The 18,159-nt window shown below is 45.2% G+C and carries 18 protein-coding genes and 1 riboswitch; of the genes, 3 read left to right on the top strand and 15 right to left on the bottom strand.

The window, feature by feature from the left end; genetic code table 11:
• Positions 1–3 precede the first annotated feature (3 nt).
• Positions 4–108: riboswitch (SAM riboswitch) on the bottom strand.
• A gap of 120 nt (positions 109–228) precedes the next feature.
• From HP398_RS03345 to HP398_RS03320, 6 genes are all read right to left on the bottom strand, one after another.
• Positions 229–1,020: a sulfite exporter TauE/SafE family protein gene (locus tag HP398_RS03345; protein WP_173621826.1), complete on the bottom strand. Its 792-nt coding sequence runs from the start codon at positions 1,018–1,020 to the stop codon at positions 229–231.
• 31 nt (positions 1,021–1,051) lie between these two features.
• On the bottom strand, positions 1,052–2,470 hold the full coding sequence (locus tag HP398_RS03340; protein WP_017248506.1) for an MBL fold metallo-hydrolase: 1,419 nt from the start codon (positions 2,468–2,470) through the stop codon (positions 1,052–1,054).
• Between the two features lie 26 nt (positions 2,471–2,496).
• Positions 2,497–3,072, bottom strand: coding sequence for a DUF1641 domain-containing protein (locus HP398_RS03335; RefSeq protein ID WP_173621825.1), 576 nt, complete (start codon positions 3,070–3,072; stop codon positions 2,497–2,499).
• 34 nt (positions 3,073–3,106) lie between these two features.
• Positions 3,107–4,306: an FAD/NAD(P)-binding oxidoreductase gene (locus HP398_RS03330; RefSeq protein WP_173621959.1), complete on the bottom strand. Its 1,200-nt coding sequence runs from the start codon at positions 4,304–4,306 to the stop codon at positions 3,107–3,109.
• 132 nt (positions 4,307–4,438) lie between these two features.
• A complete protein-coding gene (locus HP398_RS03325) occupies positions 4,439–5,083 on the bottom strand; it encodes a response regulator (protein WP_017248503.1) in 645 nt (214 codons plus the stop codon).
• Complete coding sequence (locus tag HP398_RS03320; RefSeq protein WP_173621824.1) at positions 5,061–6,152, bottom strand: PAS domain-containing sensor histidine kinase; 1,092 nt, start codon at positions 6,150–6,152, stop codon at positions 5,061–5,063. Before HP398_RS03320 ends, HP398_RS03325 begins: the two co-directional genes overlap by 23 nt.
• Positions 6,153–6,443: 291 nt before the next feature.
• Between HP398_RS03320 and HP398_RS03315 the strand changes: the two genes are divergently transcribed.
• Positions 6,444–7,661 carry an MFS transporter gene (locus HP398_RS03315; RefSeq protein WP_173621823.1) on the top strand — a complete coding sequence of 406 codons (1,218 nt, stop codon included), beginning with the start codon at positions 6,444–6,446 and terminating at the stop codon, positions 7,659–7,661.
• 24 nt (positions 7,662–7,685) lie between these two features.
• Here the strand turns inward: HP398_RS03315 and HP398_RS03310 are convergent, their stop codons facing one another.
• From HP398_RS03310 to HP398_RS03295, 4 genes are all read right to left on the bottom strand, one after another.
• Positions 7,686–8,318, bottom strand: a complete 633-nt coding sequence (locus tag HP398_RS03310) for a YczE/YyaS/YitT family protein (protein ID WP_020477522.1) — start codon at positions 8,316–8,318, stop codon at positions 7,686–7,688.
• A gap of 107 nt (positions 8,319–8,425) precedes the next feature.
• Positions 8,426–10,246 (bottom strand): PAS domain S-box protein, encoded by a 1,821-nt coding sequence (locus HP398_RS03305; RefSeq protein ID WP_017248499.1) that lies wholly within the window; start codon positions 10,244–10,246, stop codon positions 8,426–8,428.
• Between the two features lie 233 nt (positions 10,247–10,479).
• Positions 10,480–11,049, bottom strand: a complete 570-nt coding sequence (locus tag HP398_RS03300) for a cupin domain-containing protein (protein WP_017248498.1) — start codon at positions 11,047–11,049, stop codon at positions 10,480–10,482.
• A gap of 103 nt (positions 11,050–11,152) precedes the next feature.
• Complete coding sequence (locus HP398_RS03295; RefSeq protein WP_173621822.1) at positions 11,153–11,839, bottom strand: MOSC domain-containing protein; 687 nt, start codon at positions 11,837–11,839, stop codon at positions 11,153–11,155.
• Positions 11,840–11,965: 126 nt separating this feature from the next.
• Here HP398_RS03295 and HP398_RS03290 point away from each other — a divergent pair, with 126 nt between their 5' ends.
• Positions 11,966–12,862 carry a LysR family transcriptional regulator gene (locus tag HP398_RS03290; RefSeq protein WP_173621821.1) on the top strand — a complete coding sequence of 299 codons (897 nt, stop codon included), beginning with the start codon at positions 11,966–11,968 and terminating at the stop codon, positions 12,860–12,862.
• An 88-nt stretch (positions 12,863–12,950) separates the two neighbouring features.
• Here the strand turns inward: HP398_RS03290 and HP398_RS03285 are convergent, their stop codons facing one another.
• The 4 genes from HP398_RS03285 to HP398_RS03270 form a co-directional block, all read right to left on the bottom strand.
• On the bottom strand, positions 12,951–13,565 hold the full coding sequence (locus HP398_RS03285) for a MarR family winged helix-turn-helix transcriptional regulator (protein ID WP_017248495.1): 615 nt from the start codon (positions 13,563–13,565) through the stop codon (positions 12,951–12,953).
• Between the two features lie 110 nt (positions 13,566–13,675).
• Complete coding sequence (locus HP398_RS03280; protein WP_017248494.1) at positions 13,676–13,915, bottom strand: glutaredoxin family protein; 240 nt, start codon at positions 13,913–13,915, stop codon at positions 13,676–13,678.
• 207 nt (positions 13,916–14,122) lie between these two features.
• Positions 14,123–15,487: a sensor histidine kinase gene (locus HP398_RS03275; RefSeq protein ID WP_173621820.1), complete on the bottom strand. Its 1,365-nt coding sequence runs from the start codon at positions 15,485–15,487 to the stop codon at positions 14,123–14,125.
• Positions 15,488–15,498: 11 nt separating this feature from the next.
• Complete coding sequence (locus tag HP398_RS03270; protein WP_064199512.1) at positions 15,499–16,185, bottom strand: response regulator transcription factor; 687 nt, start codon at positions 16,183–16,185, stop codon at positions 15,499–15,501.
• 147 nt (positions 16,186–16,332) lie between these two features.
• On the opposite strand from HP398_RS03270, the gene HP398_RS03265 reads away from it, so the two are divergent.
• A complete protein-coding gene (locus tag HP398_RS03265) occupies positions 16,333–17,007 on the top strand; it encodes a C40 family peptidase (RefSeq protein WP_017248491.1) in 675 nt (224 codons plus the stop codon).
• A gap of 127 nt (positions 17,008–17,134) precedes the next feature.
• Here HP398_RS03265 and HP398_RS03260 read toward each other — a convergent pair whose 3' ends face one another.
• Complete coding sequence (locus tag HP398_RS03260) at positions 17,135–17,983, bottom strand: M15 family metallopeptidase (RefSeq protein ID WP_173621819.1); 849 nt, start codon at positions 17,981–17,983, stop codon at positions 17,135–17,137.
• Between the last annotated feature and the right edge of the window lie 176 nt (positions 17,984–18,159).

Here is an 18,159-nt window from a genome sequence, read left to right as displayed (position 1 = left end):
ACCTTCTCATCTCGCAGAATAACTCCGCAGGAATTAGCACCGTAAGGTCAATAAGACCAAGGTTGCCGGGTTTCATCGGGCCAGCCCCTCCACCACTCTCGATAAGAATGTTCTATGAAATTTAATTTCATCGTAAAATTCTTTTTTATCTTATCATTTTACTCGGATATGTCAATGCTGTTCAATGACAATTGATTTTTCTTTATAATTTATGGAAAAAGTAAATCTTCACACACGTGTGGATATAAGGATGTCAGCCCAAATCTTAATTGTGGTAGCTAGGATCAACAAGGCAAGAATGGTCTGGAGAATCCGGGTGCCCAAACGTTTGCTGACCTTCGTACCGAGTGGCGCTGCCAGGATGCTGGCGATTACCATGATCACGGATGGCCACAGCAATATGTCCCCCGCCATCCATTTCCCTATCGTCGAACCGATGGAAGAAAGAAAAGTGATGGCAAGAGATGAAGCAATCGTAACTCTTGTCGGAATCTTGAGGATGGTCAACATGATGGGAACCAAAATAAAAGCGCCAGCTGCCCCGACAATTCCGGAGGCGCCTCCGACAATCAAAGCGGATAATACGGCTGTTGGTTTATGAAAGATAACCTCGGTCTGTTCACGTCCGTCCATCCGCTTTTTTGGCAGAAACATCAAGATTACAGCAATGGTGGCCAAGATGGCGTAAACGATATTGATAGCATCTGCCGAAAGAAATTTTCCTCCATACCCTCCAAGCAAGCTCCCAACAATAATGGCACTTCCCATATACGCAACGAGCTGGTAATGAATAAGCTTATCTTTGCGCAGAGTCCAAACAGCAGCTAGGGTGGCAAAAAATACTTGGACTGCACTTATTCCGGATACTTCGTGAGCTGTGTAAGCAACGAATCCAAGGGCGGGCGGAATGTACAGAAGCATCGGATACTTGATGATGGAGCCCCCGATTCCGACGAGACCAGAGATAAATGATCCCGCGAAACCGATAACAAACAGTGTGATCACAAGGTCGATAGTCATACGCTCACCCTTTGCAATACCTCGCTTCGTTTTATCCTCGTTCTACGATTGCCAAGCCGTCTATTTGCCATTTCAAGATTCCGCCGCTCAAATTCATGACATCCTTGAATCCGTTTGCTTTTAGAATGCTTGCGCCAATAGCGGATCGGGCACCGGAACGGCACTGTACGAGAAGCGGCTTATCGAGAGGAATCTCATCCAGCCGCTTGGCGAGCGTACCGAGCATGATGTGCTGTGCATCCGGAATATGTCCTTCCTTCCACTCAGCCAGATTCCGTACATCCACTACGTGTACTTCTCCCTTTTCCACCCGTTCTGCAATCTCCAACGGTGTTACCTCTTCGATTGTCTCGAGTGAAGACATTTCCCTTTCCATTAACTTGCCACTGTCGATAAAGCCTGTGACATAATCAATCCCTACGGAATGCAAGGCTTGCAAAATCCCGTCCAGATCATCTGGGGTGGCCATGAAGTGAACCGGGCGATCGTAATCGACAATCCAGCCCGCCCAGTTGGCAAATGACTTGTTAAAAGGAATGTGAAGTGTTCCCGCCAGATGCCCCTTCGCAAATTTCTGAAAAGGACGCGTATCAATAATCTGTCCGTTTTCCAGCGATTCCTTTACCTGTTCAAACGAGTTGAACTCTTGAACAACAGGGAGTTCCTTAAGCAAGGCAGGGCCTTCCTTATTCACGCGTTTCATCACTGCAAAATACGTTGGTGGCTCTGGTTGTCCATCCAGGAGTACCTTGACGAATTCCTCTTCACTGGCGTGTGACAGCGCCCAGTTGAACAGCTTTTCATAACCAACGGTAGAAGACGGCACGGCCCCCAGTGCTTTGCCGCAAGCACTTCCTGCGCCATGAGCTGGCCATACCTGCATATAATCCGGCAGTTGCTTGAATTTTTGGAGGGACTGGAACATGGCTCTTGCACCTGACTCGGACGTACCCTCCATTCCCGCCGCTTTTTCGAGCAAGTCCGGTCTTCCGATATCGCCGACAAAGACGAAATCTCCCGTGAAGATTCCGATTGGGCGATCTGCATTCCCTCCGAGGTCTGTCAAAAGGAAGGAGATACTTTCAGGTGTATGACCAGGGGTATGCATGACTTCAAATAGCAAGTTCCCGATAAAAAAGCGATCTCCATCTTGTACAAGCTGATGGTTCAAACCATCCAAGTATTGATACTTCCAATCTTCATCACCCTCATTGGATAAAAACAGCTTCGCCTGATAAGCTGCGCCCAGTTCCCTGGCACCAGAAACAAAATCAGCGTGAATGTGGGTTTCCGTGGCGGCTACAATGGAAACCCCCTCTGCTTTGGCGACTTGAAAATAAGGAGCCAGATTGCGGGCGGGATCGATCACAATCGCCTCTCCAGTTTTTTGGCAGCCGATCAGATAAGATGCATGGGCCAGTTTTTCATCATAAAAGTAACGTAACAACATCGTGCATTCCTCCTTTTACACCTCTATTATTTGTTTGATTTTTCCGCGAGTACTTCGAGCAGCGATTGGGTAAAGCGAAGTGTCTTTTGGACGGTCGGATCCTTCATGAGCTTGTAAAGCGTGAACACGGAAACGGGTTCGCTATTATGTTCGGCTCTTCCTTTTGCTTCTTGGAAGACAGCCATTCCATGCTCCACTTTCGCGGACACAGGAGCCATGTACGTTTTCATACCGTTGAGCAAATATTGCTGCGATTGCTTATCCTTTCCGAGACTTTCCAAAAAATCAGCAGCTTGTTCGAGAACGCTGACATACTTAACGAGCTTTGGCATCTTATCAAGCAATGTAAACAGGGCGTCTATCGATTCTTTTTCCACAAAGAAATTGGACAGTTGACCATCTACTCGCTCGAACAAATACCGTAGTGATTCCTGATCGCGCAAGATCGATGTGGCTACTTCAAGTCCCTCTTCGGCTGCCAGGATCGTATCTTTTATCTTCGGGAGCTTTCGGATCAATATAGTGATCGATTCCTGAACTTCTGGATCAGATAAATCCTCTAAAAACATGTCAGAGCTTCTCTGTTCCTTCCTGTCATTCAAAATGTTGCTCTCCCCCTCTCTTTCAAAGACTACCTTACATCAAGCCTTTTAGCATGCCATTCCAATAAAGGATGGGAAGCAGCTCGCTTTTCATCAGGTACATACTGAATCTCTCTTTAGATTGGTCAAAAGGAAAGGTTTCACACGGCATTAGGTTGTAATCAAACTCAGCCAGCACCAGTTTGTTGTACCCCGTTACGAGTGGGCAGGATGTATAACCGTCATACTTGGCAGTCAATGGATTACCATTGATCAGTGCGAGCAGGTTTTTCTCGACGACTGGCGCCTGTTTGCGAATAGCAGCTCCGGTTTTAGACGTGGGCAGATTCGCGCAATCGCCTATGCCGAAAATAGTAGGGAATCTTTTGTGCGCAAGCGTAAATGGATCGACATCGACCCAGCCTCCTGCGTCAGCCAATGCGCTGTTTGCAATGAAATCAGGTGCTTTCATGGGAGGGGTCACATGAAGCATGTCATACTTCCATACGTGCTGCTCTTTGGTGTCCAGATTCTCGAATACGGCTTCTTTGGTATCCGCCCGCACTTCCATTAGGTTATGCTTGTATCTGGTTTCGATGTTCTTGCGACGAATGACGTCATTGAGGGTATTTGCATACGTGGGAACGTCAAAAATGCTTCCCTTCGCCGATGCAAAAATGATCTCTGACTGGTTGCGAACATGTAACTTGCGAAAGTAATCATCGGCCAGATACATGATTTTCTGAGGGGCTCCGCCGCACTTTACGGGTGAGTTCGGGTGCGTAAAAATGGCAGTGCCGCCTTTAAAACTCCGGATAGCTTCCCATGTACTTTCTACTGTTTGGTAAGCGTAGTTGCTGCAAACACCATTCTTGCCTACGGAATCTTTCAGGCCCTTTACCCCCTCCCACTCTATTTGCAGACCAGCAGCTACAACGAGATAGTCATAGGAGAGGATGGTTCCTTGTTTCGTATGAAGTGTGTGTTGTTCCGGTTGAAACATGGTGACCGCATCGCAAATCCAGTCGACGCCTGCGGGAATCAGAGAGGAAAGTTCACGCTCGGATTCCTCCTTTTTCGCAGCACCCCCTCCGACTAATGTCCACAATGGCTGATAATAATGCTTGGACGCGGGGTCGATGATGGCGACTTGTCCCTTGAGCTTTTTGGAAGCCCGGACAATACGAGCAGCAACAGAGATACCGGCTGAGCCTGCTCCCACGATGACAACCGCATAATGAACTTGTTTTGCCATAGTTCCTCCTTCGACGACGATATCGTTTTCAATCGTACGATGATGGTTCATGAGGTGAAGTCTCTCTATTCAGTTTATTCCTCTGTCATTTTTTCCATATAGGGGAAGTCCCCTACTTTTTGATCTATGCGATCAAAATGCCAGATCGAGATATCTATTTTTTATGGCGTATTGGATCAATTGATGCTTGGAATCCAGTCCTAGTTTCTGCATGATATTCGTTTTGTGGTTCTCCACGGTTTTGACACTGATTAACAGCTTGTCTGCCATTTCCTTATTGGTATAGCCAAGCACAATGAGTCTGACAAGCTCCTTTTCACGTAGCGTTAAAACAGAAGGCATCGTCTTAGCATCCGATTTCAGCCATAGATGGATGATCTCTTGCGATACGGAAGTCTTGTAAAAGCGCTTTCCTTTGTAGACCTCCACAATGGCTTGAAACAGCAGCTCACCATGGCTGTTTTTTAAAATGTACCCATGGGCTCCGACGGTAATAGCCTTCTGGACAAAAATCTCCTCGTCATGCATGGTCAATATGACGATTTTCACGAAAGGATTCGACTTGCGAATCTCATTGCTTGCTGAAAACCCATCCAGCCCATTCGGCAATGACAAATCCATCAGCACCACATCGGGTTCCAACTGATTGGCTTTAAGGATGGCATCGTTCCCTGTATGACTCTCTCCGACAATTTTAATTTGAGAGTAACTTTCGAGAAGCACACGCAATCCCTTCCGAATCATCGTGTGATCATCAACCAAAAGCACTCGTATCACTCTGCTCTCCCTCCTTACCCACTACCGTTACCTTGATCGATGTACCTTCGTGGAGCACGGAGTGAATCTGAAGAGTCCCCTCCATGTGATCCACTCGTTCTTCCATATGTTTCAGACCCAGACCAACCTGCACCTGATCGCGAACAAATCCGATTCCGTTGTCCTGAATTAGTAAAGTCAGTTGGTCGTCTTCCTTGTACAAGATGACTTCAATGAGTGTCGCCTTCGCGTATTTCAGTGCATTATGTAAGGCTTCTTGGATCACACGGTACAAATTGATTTCCAAGATTGGCTGAAAATGATCGCTAACCTTGCTGTAGGAAAAGGTAATGGAAACATCCTGATGTGTTTTGTTCAAGCTAGAAACAAGATGCCGTACTGTAGGAATCAGCCCCAATTGATCGAGACTATGCGGACGCAGCTGTAGAGAATAGAGCTTGACGTCTTGTATCGCTTTTTCCAGCTCATTCACGATCTCTTGCATGAATTCCCGGAAATGCCCTTCCTTGTTGAGGCGCGCTTGAATCGCCTGAATGCCTACCGAAACGGAATACAAGGATTGTCCTACGCCGTCGTGCAGCTCCTGGGCCAAACGCTTATGTTCGTTTTCCTGGGCTTCTAGCGTTTTTTGCAGCACCTGCTTGGAGATTCTGACCTCCTCTTCTTTTTTCTTGACCGTCATATCTTTCAAGACTAAAAGGACATCCTGCATGTTATGTTCACCATTTTCATAGATGACCGCCGTGCTCATTTCCATGTCGACGTACCGCCCTTCATACGTGGGCATCGCAGAAAGAAAATAGGGAACCTCCCGTTTGGCGAGCAAATAACATCGTTCTTCTCCCGGTTCCAGCTCTCTGTTTTGGCAGTAGGAGCAGAATGGCACCTTTTCTCCTCGTTTCCAACCGGTCATTTTCTCTGCGGATGGATTCATCACCATAATTTTTCGTTCCTGATCCATGAGAATTATCCCGTCCTGCAAGTGGTCGAAGATTTGCTTCAGATAACCGTTATCCATCGCCTTCCCTTCATCGCCAGAGCGTTCAGAATAAGTCGGACTTTGATCCATTATTGGTCCTCCAAGCTACAAGTTTTGTTTTTATCCAATCGTAAGAGACAGAGGGAGTGTTTCAAATAGGTACCTTCCCCTATCTTATTGGGTTTCTGACATAATGCGAATGCCGGATGGATGATCAAAGGTTCTCCTGATAACGAATAAAGCGGTAATTCCTTCTTGCAGGAATTGCCGCTTTTTAAATATATGCGTAAAAAGAATACCTTGACTTAACTATATGGAACAGGTAATCTTTACCCGCACCACAAACGGGATTTCATAATGCAGAAAGGTTGTATTGACTTCATGGCGTTATCTCACACTACTACCAAGAAACAGGTCAACAAGGAAAAGTCTTCTATCTCTTTGCTCTCTCTTACCGTAGGCTCATTTGCCATTGGGATGACGGAATTTGTCATTATGGGTCTGCTGCCGAATGTTGCAGCGGATTTGGATGTTAGTATCTCATCTGCGGGTCAACTCATTACCATGTATGCGCTAGGGGTAGCCATCGGTGCACCGATACTGACAGTCCTCACTCACCGAATTCCCCAAAAGAAGTTACTCTGTCTACTCATGGTTCTGTTTATTCTCGGGAACGGAATCTCTGTTTTTGCTCCCAACTACGCCATATTGATGGGAGCACGCCTGATCACTGCTTTGACACACGGGACATTCTTTGGAGTTGGGGCTGTTGTAGCCTCCAGTCTTGTAAGTCCTGACAAACGTGCCGCAGCCGTTTCCATTATGATGGCAGGTCTGACGATCGCCAATATTATTGGTGTGCCTCTGGGGACTTTTATCGGTCAACATATGGGGTGGCGAGCTTCATTTGGCTCTATTGCGATCATGGGAGTCATAGCACTGATCGGAATACTCGTTTTCGTCCCAAAAATGCGACAAGAAAACACCGGGAGTATCACTGGGCAAATTACCGCTCTTCTCAAGCCCAAGCTCCTTCTGTACCTCCTTATTGGAGCACTAGGCAACGCAGGTCTATTCACCGTGTTTACGTATATTACGCCACTGCTAACGCAAATTACCGGTTTTGCTGAGTATCATGTAACGTGGATTCTTGTCCTCTTCGGCTGTGGAGTGACCATCGGAAATATCGTGGGCGGAAAGCTTGCGGATTGGAAGCTGATGCCTTCCATGCTCGGTCTTTACTTTACGATATGCATCATTCTCACGCTGTTTACGTTTACCGTATATAGTCCAATTGCTGCCGTATTGACCATTTTTCTATGGGGAGCTGCTTCTTTCGCTGTATTTCCAGGGCTGCAAGTACGTGTGATGAACCTCGCTCAGAATGCACCGGCGCTTGCTTCTACCTCCAGTCATTCTGCCGGAAATCTAGGCAATGCAGCTGGTGCTTTCATTGGCGGATGGGTTATTACTCATCTGGATATAACCGCCCTCCCGTGGGTCGGTGCTGTGCTCGTATCACTGGGTTTGATTTTAGGAATCGCTTCTTATATAGCTGAACGCAAGCTGCAACATAGTGAAAAAGGGTACTCCATTTGAGCACCCTTTTTCTTTTTCTCTGGACTAAGCCGTTCCGTACGGTTTTGCCAGGATTCGCTCCCACATCGGAATAAACTGCTTGATCAGTGGTCCGATCGCAAGGGCCGTCACAAAGGTTCCCACCGAAACGGGCCCACCAAGCAACAAGCCCAACACCATGACCGTGCACTCTATACCGATCCTGACTTTACCGACGCCCCATCCCATTCGCTCATGTAGAGCTAACATAAAACTGTCACGTGGACCGGCTCCCAATCGCGGTGAAATATACATGCCCGTGCCGATCGTATAGATGAGCAGACCAACAGCAAACAAAATGGCTCGTTCTATAACGGTCTCTCCTGTAGGAATCCAGTTCAGCCACATAAATAAGTCAATAAACAGCCCGAAGAAAAACATGTTTAAAAACATACCCACGTTAGGCCGGATCTTGCCAATGATGTAGGAAGCGAGAATGATCATGGCTCCCACGATTTGCGACCATATGCCGATGGTCAGTCCAAATGTCTTCTGTAATCCGATATGCAGTGTATCCCACGGTGCAACACCTAAATGAGCCTCAATCATCATGCCAATACCAAACGCCATGACCGCAAGTCCGATCATAAACACACTGTATCGAACGGCAAGCGGATGAAGTAGTAGCTTCCTCCACATCATTTTCTCCCCCTCTAAAAATTCTGGATTTTTCAGCACACGTAGGTGGGGATTTGGTGAATGTTACCTTATTGGCAACGATTAAATTATTCACTAGGATCACCTTCCTATTTCGAAATGGGCAACATGATTTCCACGATGGTACCCTTGTTGATCTCACTTGAGATGGTGATGGTGCCTTTATGATCTTTCATTATTTTATTGCTGACAAGTAAACCTAAGCCTGTTCCTTTCTCTTTCGTGGTATAAAAAGGTTCACCGAGTCTAGGTAGCAATTCTTGGGAAATGCCACATCCATTGTCAGTAAAGCGAATCAGCACGTGGGTTTCATGTAGGCATGTGGTTTCTATGCTGATTTCGCCATTCGCCGTGATCGCATCCAGAGAATTCTTCAAAATATTGATAAAGACTTGTTTTACTAGATTTTCTTCTCCATTAATGGCTATCGGAATATGGCTGAATATGGTGTTGATCGTAATGTTGGTTAGATTCGCTTCTGATTCGAGAAACTTTACCACACTTTCAATGAGAGGATGTAAAAGAATCCGTTTCACATTCAGAGTTTGAGGTTTAGCCAATACAAGCAGCTCACTCACGATAAAGTTGATGCGATCTAGCTCGGCCAACATAATGTCTGTATAAATGACGCCATCTGATAGTGTTGGACGCAAGTACTGAATAAAGCCTTTTAATGACGTAAGCGGATTTCTTATTTCGTGCGCGATACTTGCAGCCAATTCACCAATTACGGACAGCTTTTCTGTTCTCCTGAGAAGTTCTTCATTTTGCTTCCTCTCCGTAATATCACGTGTAACGTTGATGAAATATTGTCTTTCACTATCCGAACTGAAAAAAGGCATTCCTTTTGATTCGAGGTAGATCCATTTCTCGTTTTCCAGTTTGTATCGATACTCACATGTAATAGGTATATGGAATTGAAGCATAGTGGAAAATCGCTCACAAACGAGTGATGCATCTTCTGGATGTATGTTTCCAATGATAATTTGGCTCGTCCCTAATTTCTTCAGATGTGAAGGTGAACTATACAATACGTGACCATTCTTATCAATCACGGAGATGAAGTCTGCTGTGTGTTCGGCAATGAATCGATACTGTTCCTCGCTCTTGCGCAAAGCTTCTTCAGACTGTTTTCGCTCCGTGATATTGCGTGAAACGAATAAAAAGCTATCGTCCTCTTTGTTCTCAGACATGATCGGAACACAACGCGACTCCCAGTACACCCACGATCCATTTTTATGGCGTATTCTGATCTCCATTTGTACATTTTGGGGATTCGAGGAGAGTAAGTAACGCAGGTCTTGCACGATTTTCACATCATCGGGGTGAATGAGATCAAAACTATTCGTTTGCAGAAATTCATCCGGTGTGTATCCCAAATGGTGCTCGATAGAAGGAGATACAAAAAGATTATTCATGTGTACATCATGTTGACAAATCACATCGCTTGTATTTTCTACGAGGATACGGTACTTTGCCTCGCTTGTCACGAGAGCCTCTTCCGCCATTTTGCGGTCCGTAATATCCCTTGCGATGACGGAAGTGCCTACGATCGTTCCTTCTCGATCTCTTATAGGGGAAGCTGTTAGACCAACCTGCACGATCTGGCCATTTTTTCGTTGACGCACGGTCTCATAGCCCGTAATATTTTTTCCTTCATATTTAACCTCGTGGAAAATTTCCTTTGTTTCGTTAATGAGATCTTCAGGTACAAGACAGTACGGGTCATTCAAGAGGTCTTGATATGTCCAGCCATAGATTTTTTCAAAAGCACTATTCACAAAAAGTATACTACCCTGCATATCCCTAATTGAAATCGCGTCCGTAGTCGTTTCAACAAGTGACTGAAGCAGCTCTTTCATATTGAACTGTTCTTGTCTAAGGTCGATTCGCTGAGTTTCTTTATCCATATGTTTATACCTTCCTTAAACGAAGATTGTGAATAATGATAATATTCTATGCTTGTTGAAAATATCCTTGAGAAAATATCTATGCCACTAAAAAAAATACCGCCCCTTAAAAAGGAACGGCATCGATCATGATACCCGGTTAACCTTTCTTAGGTATCAAACAGAAAAACCACCTGACCAATCCTAGAGGTGGTTTCTGTGATGTCTGGTACCATTTCCTATCGACTCGATTCTTATTCAGGGCTTTGCTCAGAAGCCATGGCACTGGCTTTCGTCTCATGAACGGTGCCAAATGGATGATGAGGTGGTGCGTAGATGGAATATACTTTAAGCGGCGTATTACCCGTATTGATAACATTGTGCCATGTACCCGCAGGGATCATGATGGCATCGTTATCGTTGACTCTTTGTTCAAAATCTAAATGATCTTTGCGATCCCCCATCCGAACAAGTCCCTGACCTTCTTCCACTCGGATGAATTGATCCGTATTCGGATGATTTTCTAAACCAATGTCGTCTCCAACATTTATACTCATCAGCGTCACCTGCAAGTGCTTCCCTGTCCATAATGCCGTACGGAATGCGTTGTTTTGCTTTGTGGCTTGCTCAATATTCACGACAAACGGCCTTGGTCCATAATCTCTTAATTCGATGGTACGCTGATAAGGATTCCGGCTTCTATTCCAATTTGCATGGTTCCCATTGTAATAATGAGGACTCCATCCATAGTGAAAATGGTTGTTATTCCAGCTGGCAAGCATGGGATAGTGCCATTGATAGTAATAGTAAGAGTTGTTGTACATCTCCATCCCCTCTTCAGTGTATAGGATTTACCCTTTAGCCTATGTGGCTACCTGATGATAGGTAACTATCCTGAAGAGCAATTTCAGATGGTTCTTACTTCGTCTATTGCGATTGGTTGCCGGTCAGCCTTTCACGGGTATCAATTTCCACGCCAGATAATCGTTTGGTAAAGGTCGCTCGCCAATTTGTGGACAGTTCCTCTACTTCCAACAGCTTTTTCATGCCAGCGATATTGTCTTTCTCTTGATGCATGATTCGGTTTGCGTACGACACCGTTATTGCCTTTGGATGGCGAGAGAGCCTTGTCAAAACATCTGAATGAGATACCAGCCCTTCTTTCAACACGCGAAAATAGAAGCCGGTATAGCCTGTCTCTTGTACCTTTAGCAGCATGTCAGGTACGCCGTATCGTACAGACAATTTGTAACAGGGTTGCCTCGGTTGACTAACTTGTACGACCGCTTCCCCTAGCTGAAAGGTATCACCGATACAAACATCCGTTTCTACTAACCCACGGATCGTCAGATTTTCTCCGAATGCACCGATTGCCAACTCTCTTTGTAATTCAGCCTCCCAAAATGGGTAGTGCTCATACGGATAGACGCATATAGCCTTTTCCTTCCCTCCATGGTGGACAAGATCTGCCTGCCCATCTCCCTCCAAGTTCAAAAAGGATAAATAAAGAGCTTTTGTGGTCGGGGCTTTGTAAATGCCGGTAGAAACCTCTTTGTTTTGATACTGTACCTGTTTGGGTTTCCCTACATTTATGGAAAGGATTTCGATATTCACAAGAGTTCACCTCATTCTTTCATGGAATATGCATTGTGCACTACATCCATATAAATTGATAATGATTTGTTCTATAATGATAGGAAAATCCTATTATTTGGTCATAAATCGCTGGAGGGATGGTCGTTGGAGCTCAAGCAATTAGAATACTTTATGGCACTGTGCCAGGAGTTGAATTTTACTCGCGCAGCCGAGAAATTGGGCATTGCGCAGCCTTCACTCAGTCAGCAAATCCGTTTGCTTGAGCATGAAATCGGCATGCCCTTATTTGATCGTGTAGGCAAACGAACGGTTATGACGGAAGCAGGCAAAACATTGCTTCACCATAGCTATAACGTGTTTCATGAGTTGTCACAGGCACGTGCAGCCATTAGTGAACTGCAAGGCTTAAGCAGAGGCGCTTTAAAAATTGGCGTACTGCTGACAGTTGTCAATTACTTGCTCCCGCCTACTGTTATCGAGTTTCACCAGCGTTATCCGAAGGTTGAATTGTCTATTTTCGGTTTAAGAACAGGTGATATTTATGAAGGACTTTTGAAAAACGAACTCGATCTCGGCATTGTTTTTTTGCCGATGGAGCATGACGATCTGGAAACCATTCCGCTCTTTACAGAAAATCTGGCCCTAGCAGTACCAGTGGACCATCCAATCGCGAAGGAACCATTTGCTTCGCTTGCGATATTAAAAGAAACCTCCTCCATTTTATTGCCCAACACGTACTTTTTGCGTCAGTTGATTGATGAAAAGTGCCAGGAGCTGGGCTTCTCGCCACAGCCTGTTTTAGAGATGACCACAATGGAATCGATTACGAATATGGTCGGGCAAGGTGTCGGTGTCACAGTACTTTCGAAAGGCTACCTCGACTATCTCGATGATAAACGGATTCGCACAATTCCGATCCAACAGCCCACTATCACGGCACAAATCGGTATCGTTTACCGAAAAAACAAGTATTTGTGTGCAGCAAGCCGCGTTTTTATGGAGCACTTGATTGCCACAGTAAAGCGTGATGATGTTCGCTGATGCAGAGGTCAAGATCAGTTTATGACGGGCCAAATCATTGTTCAATAGCATAGTTGTTATCATTTCAATAGGTATTGCCTATCATTATTTAGTTGTTCCCAGCGGAAATATGCTCGGGGCATTCTTTCAAGGATGCTTCGTGCGAGAGATGCTTTTCCATGAACGCGCAATAATGGGGTGTATTGGAATCGCCTGTATTCGGCCGAAAATGAATGCACCCTAGACAGGGCTCTGCTACAACGAGATGGCCACGTCTTTGCATTGCTGTTATCACGGAGCCGAGCCCGTTCTCGAAATCTTCCAGTATCTCATCTGGAATAGAATGAAGGGCTTCCTCCAGTGTATACCCCCATTTTTCAAGGCTTGATGCAGCTTCTTCCCCTTTTGCAGTCAGTTGAAGCAAGGTCACTCGACGATCTTCTTTTTTAGGTACTTTCGTCATGTGTCCTTTTGTTACGAGCCCATTGATGATCTTAACAGCTGTCACATGCGTCGTTCCGATTGCTTTAGCAAAGTTACCAATGGAAGCCACGTCGCTTCTCGTATACAAAGTGAACAGTAACGCCTGAATTTGTACGGGTGACAATCCCTGTTCATCACTCTCTGCCTGGGTCACCTTTTTTATCGCCTGGGACATACGAAATAGCGCCATCATGATACGGGCTGAGCGATTTTCCTTACGTTGTTGGGGATCAAACATCATGAGCTTACCTTACCTTCCATGTTCCATTCTTCTATCCATTGTAAATGGAAACATGGTCGTGTAAAAGCAGAGGAAAAAGGAGGCGCCTCAAAAGCACCTCCTTTTCTCATTTAGCCGTTTTTCACATCTTCCAAGCTTGCCCCAAAGTTAATGTGGTAGACGTTTCCGCCAATCACGAGAGCAGGTACTGATTGAATACCAGCCTTCTCTGCTTCTTCAAGGCGATTCCGCTCTGTACCAAGGTGAACAATTTCGAGATCGATCTTTGATTGATCCAGGTAATCAAGGACGACTTGCTCTGCATCTACACATACTGGGCAACCTGCATGATAAAAAATGGCTTTCAACATTTGGAATCAGCTCCTATTGATTTTATGTAGCATTGCTACGTAATTTATTATAGGAGCGACCTTCTTTCGGAACAATTACAAATTCCCTATGATTATCATAGGGAATCACGATAAGAAACGAAGGCTCTGGAATACACGCACGCCCGATCTGACCTGTTTCTAGGAAAAGGCAAACGAACAGAGCCCCATCGGTATTCATTCCTGTCGTTAGTCCATTCCTGCTTTTTTCAACAAAACATGAACAATCAAGCCTCTTTCCGCGGAAGGAGCAATAGTGATGCTTCCCTCGTGATCTGCGACAATCGCTTGGGCGATGGCCAGACCGATCCCGCTACCTCCCCTTTTTCGTGTACGGGATTTGTCCACACGATAAAATCGCTTAAAAAGGTGGGGAATCTCTTTTGCTTGAATACCGATCCCTGTATCCTCTACCACAATGTGCACGGCCTCTTCGTCCCCATATGCTCGTACCTTCACTTGACCTTCATCTGTGTATTTCCGTGCATTGTCCAAAAGGATGTCCAATAGCTGTCGAATCCGCTCCCGATCCATCAAAAGGACAAGAGCTTCTTCCCATTCAAAAAGCAGCTTAATTTGTGGAGGGAAAATGGGTACCCACGCTTGCTTTACCTCAAGGAGCAGAGGGGTTAATGGCTGCACGACTTTCGTTGAGCCTGGTTGTGAGGTATGCTGCAATTTGGCTAGCGCCAACAGGTCATCAATGAGTTTGAAAAGTCGTTTACACTCTTGTTGAACAGCAGCGAGTGCTTCGTCCCTTACTTCTGGCTTGTGCTGCCCCCATCTTTGCAGAAGACTTACATACCCTTCAATAATGGAGAGCGGTGTACGCAACTCGTGAGATGCATCTGTGACGAATCGCTGCTGATAGACCATTGCTTCTTCCATACGATCTAACAACAGATTAAAGGCATGAATTAGCTCGTAGATTTCAGTCTCTACGTGATGATGGTGAATTCGTTGGGAGAGACGTTGAGGGAAAATGGAATGGATTTGCTGGATCAGATGATCGAGAGGCTTAAGTCCCCAGTTACTCAACCAATAGCCTCCAATCCCCGAAAGTAGCAAGGTAAAAAAGGAAGAGAGGAAAAGAATCGTGAGCAAGATGGAAAAATACCATTCCAGCGCTTCTGTCGTAGTAGAAATTTGCACAAACAAAAGCTCCGATGTAAACGGCAGCTGCACAGGTTCTTTTGCGACCAATGTCCTTTCATAATAGTCTTCCGGCTCTTTTGTCCAATTGGCTCCCTGTATCGAAGCGATTTCCTTGCCGTTTTGGTCGCTGATGTTTATGAATTGATTGACGTCAGCGTAATTCGTTAACAAACGCGTCAAATAGGTAATGGTCAGCGATGCTTCTTCGGTGATTTCTGTTTTCAAATCGGCTGCAATGGCCGTTGCCTTTTGATTGAGCAATTTTTGCTCATGTTGATGGACGAGATTAGAGGTGCTGAAAAAAATAAATATAGACAAAAAGAGAAGCAAGACCAGCATCCCGGAGCTAAAAAACAGCGTGAGTCTCCATTTGAGTGAGTATCTGCGATGTGTAAGCACTGCGTTCTCCTTTAATCTCGTAGTGTGTATCCAATTCCTCGCACGGTATGAATCAGTTTGACGGATGGATCACTTTCAATCTTGTTCCGTAAATACCGGATATACACATCCACGATGTTGGTATTCCCCATAAAGTCAAAACCCCAAACGGCTGTGAGAATTTGCTCTCGCGAGACCGCTTGCTCCTTGTTTTGAACCAGATAATAAAGCAAATCGAATTCGCGCGGTGTCAACATGATTTCCTCTTCATCGAGGAACACTCGCCGCGCGTTGGGCTGGATACGCAATCGGCCAACCACTATCTCCTGGTTCGCTTTTGATTCCCGCTGACGCAATAAGACCCGAATCCGGGCGAACAACTCCTCGATTGCAAACGGCTTTGCCAGGTAGTCGTTTGCTCCACTGTCTAATCCCGTCACGATATCCGGAACCTCTCCACGAGCCGTGATCATGATAATAGGGACATCTTTGGTTTCCCGAATTCGTCGGCATAATTCTATCCCCGATAATTCGGGCAGCATGACATCCAGGAGGATGAGGTCGTACTCAATCGTTAGTGCCTTTTCTAATCCAGAAAGCCCATCGTATTCAATATCCGTCGAAAACCCTTCATTCTCCAACTCCAACTGTAAGTATCTTGCTAAGTTATGCTCATCTTCCACGAGTAGCAAATAGCCTTTTCCATCTGGTGTAGGCATGTATATCATCTCCGTTTGAATATCTTACCAACAGTTTTCTCAGGAAACTCTCATGAAATTCTACCGGGAATCTTAGTTTTGTTCTGTACGATAAGAGCGTGGATGAGAAACACACAACAAGATCAACCATTCAGAAGGGGGAACATCATGACAAAGCGAAACTGGAAAGGTACAACTACTACGGTCGTAGCTATTCTAATGGGGACTTCTCTTCTCATGAACGGACAAGCCTACGCGGCTTCTGAGACAAGTCTCACCTCCACAACTACACAAAATCTGGATCAACAGTCAGTTGACGATCAGAACAATCAACAGGCTGAAAATGTGCAATTTGATCAAATGGTGCAAGATGGTACGAATATCGACCTGACAGCCAATGAGGAAAGTACTACTGTTAGTAATCAGAATAAACAGTCAGATAGTAACACTGCTTCCTCTTCCGACATTGCCGATCAGGTCATTTCAGAAGGATTGAAGTATAAAGGCGTACCTTATAAATTTGGTTCGAGCAAAAAAACAACACGTACATTTGATTGCTCTTCCTTTACACAGCGAGTGTTTAAAGAGGTCGGAGTAAGTCTGCCGCGAGACTCACGTCAACAGTCCAAAGTCGGTCAAAAAGTCTCGAAGAATCAGCTGCAAAAAGGAGACCTCGTTTTCTTCCGCAGCTACGGTAGCTCTTCTTCTCGCATTACCCATGTTGCTATCTACGCTGGAGACAATAAGCTGCTGCATACGTATGGTAAGCCGGGAGTTACGACAACCAAATTCAAAGGGACTTCCTGGGAAAAACGCTTTGAGCTTGGAAGACGTGTGATTTAATCATCTTCTGGGGCGCAACAAAAAAAGGCTGCTGAGCACTTCAGCAGTCTTTTTTCATCATCTTCTTAAAACTAACGCTTGATTCCCTCGCCGTGACGAAGGAAGTGGGAGTAAAAGAATGAGCAAACTACAAGAACTCTGTTACAATGACACCACCCTGATTGTCGCCAGAAAGCACATACTTCCCATTGGTAGGCACTTGAATCATGATACTAGTCGCCACTGGATAATAATAAATTTTGTAGTCACCACCATTTATCGTCCCTGACACTTCCTTGGCCTCCCGCAAGCTATTCACGTACTCCTCCAAAGATAATTGACGCTCTTGCATAATGGCGCTGTGCGGCAAACCTACAAATCGGTAATGCATAGGATTGTAAGGAACACCAGTAATTGTGACCTTTTCCTTCGGATAGCGCAGAATGAACCCGTATTTCCATGCGTTTTCTTGTAGCCACTTCCCTTCTGGGGATTGGTCGATTTTCATTTGTGTGGATGTAACGTCCAAGGCTGTACCCAGATGATGTTCGTGAAAACAATCTGACAATGCATCGTGGGCATGTCCCTTCTCTTCAGCCAGTTTTCCCGGTTTTCCCAAGCTTCGATAGCCGCTTTTGATCATAAAATGCTTTACATTGTCACTGCTTGCTGCATGGACCATCTCGTTGAACGCCTCCGCTGCGTTCTCAGACAATTCAATGGAATTGTCTTGCAAGCGATAGCCCTCCACTAAATATTTGTGCGAAGACAGAGGGATCACATCGGATGGCACCGCCTCTGAATGGATCGGATTGTTCTTGTTGACCAGTAACAGATCGCCCTGATAAATCTGGTCTTGTTCAACGCGAATCTCTTTGTATTTCGGGAAAGCTGTAGCATCCGGCTCTGTTTGCCATACGTCCTCTACAAGAGAGTGCAAAAATGGATAACCCAGTAGCAATAAAAGGATACTTAGTAAGAGAAATTGCTTTTTCATTTCCTTTTCCTCCATGGTTCAAACACTATTCTTTTTCAATATGATGATAATAGGCAATGATAAATGAAATCGTGGGCAAAAAATAAAATTTTCCTTAAATCATTTTGTTGGAAAAGGAGTGCGAAAGAAAACTGAAACGTTGTCAATTATTCCTCGTCAAATGGAGTGAAACTTCA

The organism is Brevibacillus sp. HB1.4B (assembly GCF_013284285.1).
GTDB classification, from domain to species: Bacteria; Bacillota; Bacilli; order Brevibacillales; family Brevibacillaceae; genus Brevibacillus; species Brevibacillus porteri.
The sequence above is the reverse complement of the archived record's forward strand: the minus strand, read 5'-3'. Positions and strand labels throughout refer to the sequence as shown.

What these genes read in the sequence shown, in the direction of transcription:
- HP398_RS03300 (WP_017248498.1), bottom strand. Translation starts at nt 11,049, where the DNA reads ATGTACAACAACTCTTACTATTACTATCAATGGCACTATCCCATGCTT.
- HP398_RS03345 (WP_173621826.1), bottom strand. Translation starts at nt 1,020, where the DNA reads ATGACTATCGACCTTGTGATCACACTGTTTGTTATCGGTTTCGCGGGA.
- HP398_RS03280 (WP_017248494.1), bottom strand. Translation starts at nt 13,915, where the DNA reads ATGTTGAAAGCCATTTTTTATCATGCAGGTTGCCCAGTATGTGTAGAT.
- HP398_RS03265 (WP_017248491.1), top strand. Translation starts at nt 16,333, where the DNA reads ATGACAAAGCGAAACTGGAAAGGTACAACTACTACGGTCGTAGCTATT.
- HP398_RS03285 (WP_017248495.1), bottom strand. Translation starts at nt 13,565, where the DNA reads ATGATGTTTGATCCCCAACAACGTAAGGAAAATCGCTCAGCCCGTATC.
- HP398_RS03340 (WP_017248506.1), bottom strand. Translation starts at nt 2,470, where the DNA reads ATGTTGTTACGTTACTTTTATGATGAAAAACTGGCCCATGCATCTTAT.
- HP398_RS03305 (WP_017248499.1), bottom strand. Translation starts at nt 10,246, where the DNA reads ATGGATAAAGAAACTCAGCGAATCGACCTTAGACAAGAACAGTTCAAT.
- HP398_RS03310 (WP_020477522.1), bottom strand. Translation starts at nt 8,318, where the DNA reads ATGTGGAGGAAGCTACTACTTCATCCGCTTGCCGTTCGATACAGTGTG.
- HP398_RS03270 (WP_064199512.1), bottom strand. Translation starts at nt 16,185, where the DNA reads ATGCCTACACCAGATGGAAAAGGCTATTTGCTACTCGTGGAAGATGAG.
- HP398_RS03320 (WP_173621824.1), bottom strand. Translation starts at nt 6,152, where the DNA reads ATGGATCAAAGTCCGACTTATTCTGAACGCTCTGGCGATGAAGGGAAG.
- HP398_RS03315 (WP_173621823.1), top strand. Translation starts at nt 6,444, where the DNA reads ATGGCGTTATCTCACACTACTACCAAGAAACAGGTCAACAAGGAAAAG.
- HP398_RS03260 (WP_173621819.1), bottom strand. Translation starts at nt 17,983, where the DNA reads ATGAAAAAGCAATTTCTCTTACTAAGTATCCTTTTATTGCTACTGGGT.
- HP398_RS03330 (WP_173621959.1), bottom strand. Translation starts at nt 4,306, where the DNA reads ATGGCAAAACAAGTTCATTATGCGGTTGTCATCGTGGGAGCAGGCTCA.